General features: G+C 74.8%; 4 protein-coding genes. All 4 read right to left on the reverse strand.

The genetic code is table 11. From position 1 onward, the window contains the following. A partial coding sequence (locus AB0H82_RS32060; RefSeq protein WP_362999014.1) for an Hsp70 family protein occupies window positions 1-573 on the reverse strand: 573 nt, incomplete at its 3' end. Further along, window positions 570-1,001 carry a nucleotide exchange factor GrpE gene (gene grpE, locus AB0H82_RS32065; RefSeq protein WP_362999016.1) on the reverse strand — a complete coding sequence of 144 codons (432 nt, stop codon included), beginning with the start codon at window positions 999-1,001 and terminating at the stop codon, window positions 570-572. The genes AB0H82_RS32060 and grpE, both read right to left, overlap by 4 nt. Continuing rightward, window positions 994-1,341: a hypothetical protein gene (locus tag AB0H82_RS32070; RefSeq protein WP_362999018.1), complete on the reverse strand. Its 348-nt coding sequence runs from the start codon at window positions 1,339-1,341 to the stop codon at window positions 994-996. Before AB0H82_RS32070 ends, grpE begins: the two co-directional genes overlap by 8 nt. Beyond that, window positions 1,338-4,127: a hypothetical protein gene (locus tag AB0H82_RS32075; protein ID WP_362999020.1), complete on the reverse strand. Its 2,790-nt coding sequence runs from the start codon at window positions 4,125-4,127 to the stop codon at window positions 1,338-1,340. Before AB0H82_RS32075 ends, AB0H82_RS32070 begins: the two co-directional genes overlap by 4 nt. Between the last annotated feature and the right edge of the window lie 475 nt (window positions 4,128-4,602).

Raw genomic sequence — 4,602 nt, forward strand, 5'->3', positions numbered from 1 at the left:
GCCCGGCTTGTGCAGGCCGAAGGCGACCGCGGCCGCCGTCGGCTCGTCGACGATCTTCTTCACCACCAGGCCCGCCTTCTCCGCGGCCTCGCGCGTGGCCGCCCGCTGCGCGTCCCGGAAGTAGGCGGGCACGGTGATCACGGCGTGCGTCACGGGCTCGCCGAGGACCCGCGAGGCGTCCCTGACCAGCCTGTCCAGGATCACGCTGGAGATCTCCGCGGGGGTGCGGGCGCGCCCGCCGAGCAGCACGTACGCCCGCGGGTCGTCGTCGGGGCCCGCCACGATCTCGTAGCTCATCCGGTCGCGCGCCCGCGCCACCGACGCGTCGGCGAAGTCCCTGCCCATCAGGCGCTTCACGGACACGACGGTCTCCTTGGGCTGCCTGACCGCCCAGTTCAGCGCGTCCTCGCCGACCAGCGGCTGGTCCTTGCCGTCGCGGTGCATGACGCCGACCACGGACGGCGTGAGCCGCTCGCCCTTGCTGTTGGTGAGCACCGCGATGCCCGCGCGGTGCGGATCGTGGGCGGCGACCGCGCTGTTCGTGGTGCCGAGATCGATACCGATGGCCTTCATTCCCGCTCCGTCCCTTGCTCCGTGCCGCCGTCGACGGCGACCACCACCCGGGCGGCACGCAGCACGTGCCCCCGGTACCGATATCCGCGCCGCAGAATCTCCAGGACCTCGTCGCCCGCGGCTCCGGGCGGCGCGGCGCGCACCTCGACGATGTGGTGCGTGGCCGGTTCGGCCGGTTCACCGACGCGCCCGACGCGTTCGAGCCCCTCCTCCGCCAGGTCCCTCTCCAGTTGTCCGGCGATCAGCGCCAGGCTCCCGCGGTACGTCTCCACATCGCTCGCCGCGCCGTCGGCGAGGAGCCGGTCGAAGGAGTCGAGGGCGTCGGCGCAGCGCAGCAACAGCCGTTCGGTGAGCGCGCGGTGAGCGGCGTCACGGGCGGCCAGGTCGCGGGCGTGCTCGTAGGCGAGCCGGGCCGTCGGGTCAGACATCGAACCGGATCAGGTCGATCAGCTCGTCCGTGAGGCGCACCGCGTCCTGCGGCGGCGCGGCCGGTTCGGCGGCGAGCGCGCGGTCGATGTCGCCCAGGGCCAGAGGGAGTTCGGCGGCCGGGTCCACGTCGTACAGGAACAGGTCGACGAGCAGTCTGCGGCGCACACCGCGCAGCTCGTCCCACGCCTGCTGGGTGACCGGCGTCATCAGATGCCGGGCCAGCAGCTCGAAGGAGACGTCCCGCATGTCCTTGTGGGACGTCCAGGGAGTCACGCCCACCGGGGCGAGCACTTCGTAGGGAGAGGGTCCGCCCCCGTCGGCGGAAGGGTCCTCGATCACGCGACGCTGCCTCCTTCTTCGTTCTCAAGCGGCTTCGTGTCCGGTGTGAGTTCGGCGAGCCAGCGGTGCACGGCGTCGAGCAGGGCCCGTCTGATCCTGCTGTCGGTGGGCTCCGCGCGGGTGGCGCGGATGAGATGGTGCAGGGCCCACAGGATGTCGCCGCCGCGCAGCGCCCGCTCGGCCCGGTCGGTCAGCTCGGCCGCCCACGACGCCAGGTCGTTGTCGTCGGGCGGCGCCTCCTGGCCGTCGCTGCGGATCAGGGCGCCCATGCCGGCGACGCCGAGGTGCCGGGTGAGCAGCTTCTCCATCTCGTCGAGGGCCTCGCCGAGCGTCTCGCGGTACCGGTGCGTCAGCGCCTGGCCGAGGCCCACGTCGAGGAGGCCGAGCGCCTCGTGCAGCAGCTTCAGGCGTGCGGGCACGTCGTACGTCCGCTCGTCGAGCGTGAAGACGAAGGCCCGCGCGAGGTTGTCGCGGGCGTGGCTCGACTCCGGGTTGAGGGCGAGGGCGCGGCGCAGATCGGCCTCCGCGCCGTGCATGTCGGAGCGCATGCCGTGCTTGGTGCGGGTGTAGCCGCGCCACACCCCGCGCATGGACAGCAACGCGGAGAGTTTCGCGTGCAGTTGGCTGAGCAGCTCGCGGTCGAGCGGGTGCAGGACGGTGAGCGCCGACTCGACGAGCGTGACGGCCTCGTCGAGGCAGTCGCCGAGCTGCACGCCGTCCTCGTCGGCGAGTGCCTCGACCCGGCCGAGCACCGTACGGATCACGGCCTTCTTGGAGCGGGCCTGCATCCCGGCGTTGCGGGACACCTTCACCAGCTCGCGCCAGTGCGTCAACGCCTCGTCGAGCCCGCCGTCGCCGCGTGTCAGGGCCGTCCTCGCGAGGGCGAGCCGGACGTGCACGGCGAGCTCGACGCCGTCCTGGAGGAGCCGGGCGTGCCGGCGCGGCAGCCGTACGTACGCGGGGTTGCGCCGCAGGAAGTCCCGGCAGTGTGCGCACTCATCGGTGTGCGCGGACCGCGACGCGGGCCCGGCGCAGTCCTCCGGCAGCGTGGTCAGGGTGCGGAAGGCGGGCAGCGAGCGCAGCGCCGCCTCGAACTTCCGCACCTCCGACAGCGCGAAGCCCGGCGCCAACTCCGAGAAGGCCCAGCGCAGTTCGCGTACCGCGTACTCGCCCGGGTCCTTGCCCTGCTGGGCGGCCGCGTCGAGCCCGGCGGCGAGCTCCGCGAGCGGCTCCTGGAGGCGCAGCAGCCGCAGATAGCGCGGCCCGCACGCCAGCGTGGCGCCCGCGCCCGGCACGGACGGCAGGCCCCCCACGTCCTTGAGGACCCGCGCGCCGCCCAGCTCCGACTCCAGGAGGGCAGCCAACGCCTGGTAGTCGGCGGCCTGTTGGGGTCGGCCCTGCTCGGTGTGCCGCTGTTCGTACGCCGACAGCTGCCCGAAGAGGTGCTGGCTCAGCTCCCAGCGCAGCGACGCCATGTCGTCGTGCGTCACGTCGCGTTCGTAGGCGGCGGCGCGCTCGGCCCGCCAGCCGTCCCAGTACTCGTCGTCGCTGAGCAGCGTCGCCCAGTACGCGAGCGCCGACTCCCAGGCGTGCACCGCGTGTTCCCACGCCCCGCTCTGCTCCAGCTCCTGCGCCTGCCACAGCCGGGCCGCGGCGAGCCCGTGCAGCACGGCCATGTCGCCGGGCGCCGCCGTCAGCCGCCGCTCCCACTCCGCGACGGCCGCCTCCCGGTCCCTGGCGAGCAGGAGCAGCAGCGGGGCGTCCTGCGGGGACCGCTCGCACAGGGCGGCGAGGAGGCCGGGCCCGTCGTCCGGCGACAGCCCGGCCAGCGCGTCGCGCAGCGCGGCGGGGGAGTGCCACCGGTAGAGCAGCGCGTCGAGCTGCAGCCGCCGCCCCGGCAGCCGCAGCCGCTCCAGGGCGACCCGCTCGTGCCACGACATGGAGCCGCGCTCCAGAAGGGCGTACGAGGCGTTCTTCACGATGTCCATGGAGGCGCCGGGGTCGACACCCGCGTCCCGCAGCGCCAGGTACGGGAACGCCTGGTCCCGCACCGCGAACGGGTCGGCGACCAGGGGAGCGCCGGTCAGCCCGTCCGCCCAGGGCAGCAACCCGACGAGCCGCCGCAGCCTGCGGCACCGCACGTCCGCCCGGTCGAGCGCGCCGCCCGCCCGCTCGTACGCGGCGACGGCGGCGCTCCACCGCCCCGCCGCCTCCAGCAACCGGCCCTCCGCGTACGCCAGATGGGCATCGGCGTCCCGGTGCCCCGGGCACTGCCGGAAGGCGTCGGCGGCCCGCTGCCACTCCTGGTGCGCGTCGGCGAGGCGGCCGCGGGCGTAGGCGGCGACGGCGGGCGCGTCCCTTTCGGCCCCCAGCGCGTCGGCCTCGGCGGCCACCCCGGCCCAGTCCCCCTCGGCCTCGGCGGCCCGCACACGCGCGTACCGGCCCCGCGCGGCGACGTCCACGCCCGGCACGCCCTCCCGCTCCAACGCCGCGTACGCCTCGACGACCCGCCGCCAGTCCTCGACCCCTTCGGCCCCCGCCTCCTCGACACGCGCCCACACATACCGCCGCCGCACCCCGACATCGGCCCACCCCTCGTCCATCTCCCGATACACGCCAAAGGCGCCCTGCCACCGCTCGTTCACCTCGTGGGTACGGGCGAGGGCGTAGAGGTAGAGGTGGAGGGCTTCGTGGTCGGGGGCGTCGCCGGCTGCGGAGGGGGGCGCGTGGTCGGCCTCTTCCCCGGGCGGGGGTCTGGTGTTGTCTCCGGGTGTCGGGTCGGCCACTTCCCCGTATGCGGGGGTGGTCTTGTCTCCGGGTGTGGAGCCGGCCCCCTCTCCGGCCGTCGGGCCGGTCTGCTCCTCGGGTGTGTAGCCGGTGTTGCCGCTGGGTGTCGGGGCGGTCCTCTGCCTGGGTGCGGGGCTGGTCGTCTCGTCTTCGGGCGGGGGGACGGCCCCGGATCCGGACGTCGGGCCGTGCGTGCCGCCCGGGGATTGCTGGGTGCCGTCGGGAAAGGTCCGGCGGTGCGGTTCGCCCGGGGGTTGCGGGGTGCCGTCGGGGAAAGTCCGGCGGTGCGGCCCGCCTGGGGGTTGCGGGGCGCTGTCGGGAAAGGTCCGGCGGTGCGGCCCGCCCGGGGGTTGCGGGGTGCCGTCGGGAAATGCCCGGTGGTGCGGTTCGCCCGGGGGTTGCGGGGTGCCGTCGGGGAAAGTCCGGCGGTGCGGCCCGCCTGGGGGTTGCGGGGCGCTGTCGGGAAAGGTCCGG

The sequence above is a fragment of the Streptomyces sp. NPDC050732 genome, assembly GCF_040654255.1.
Taxonomy (GTDB): Bacteria; Actinomycetota; Actinomycetes; order Streptomycetales; family Streptomycetaceae; genus Streptomyces.

Bases quoted from the DNA above. Each gene is read 5' to 3' on its own strand.
- grpE (WP_362999016.1), bottom strand. From the start codon at position 1,001: ATGTCTGACCCGACGGCCCGGCTCGCCTACGAGCACGCCCGCGACCTG.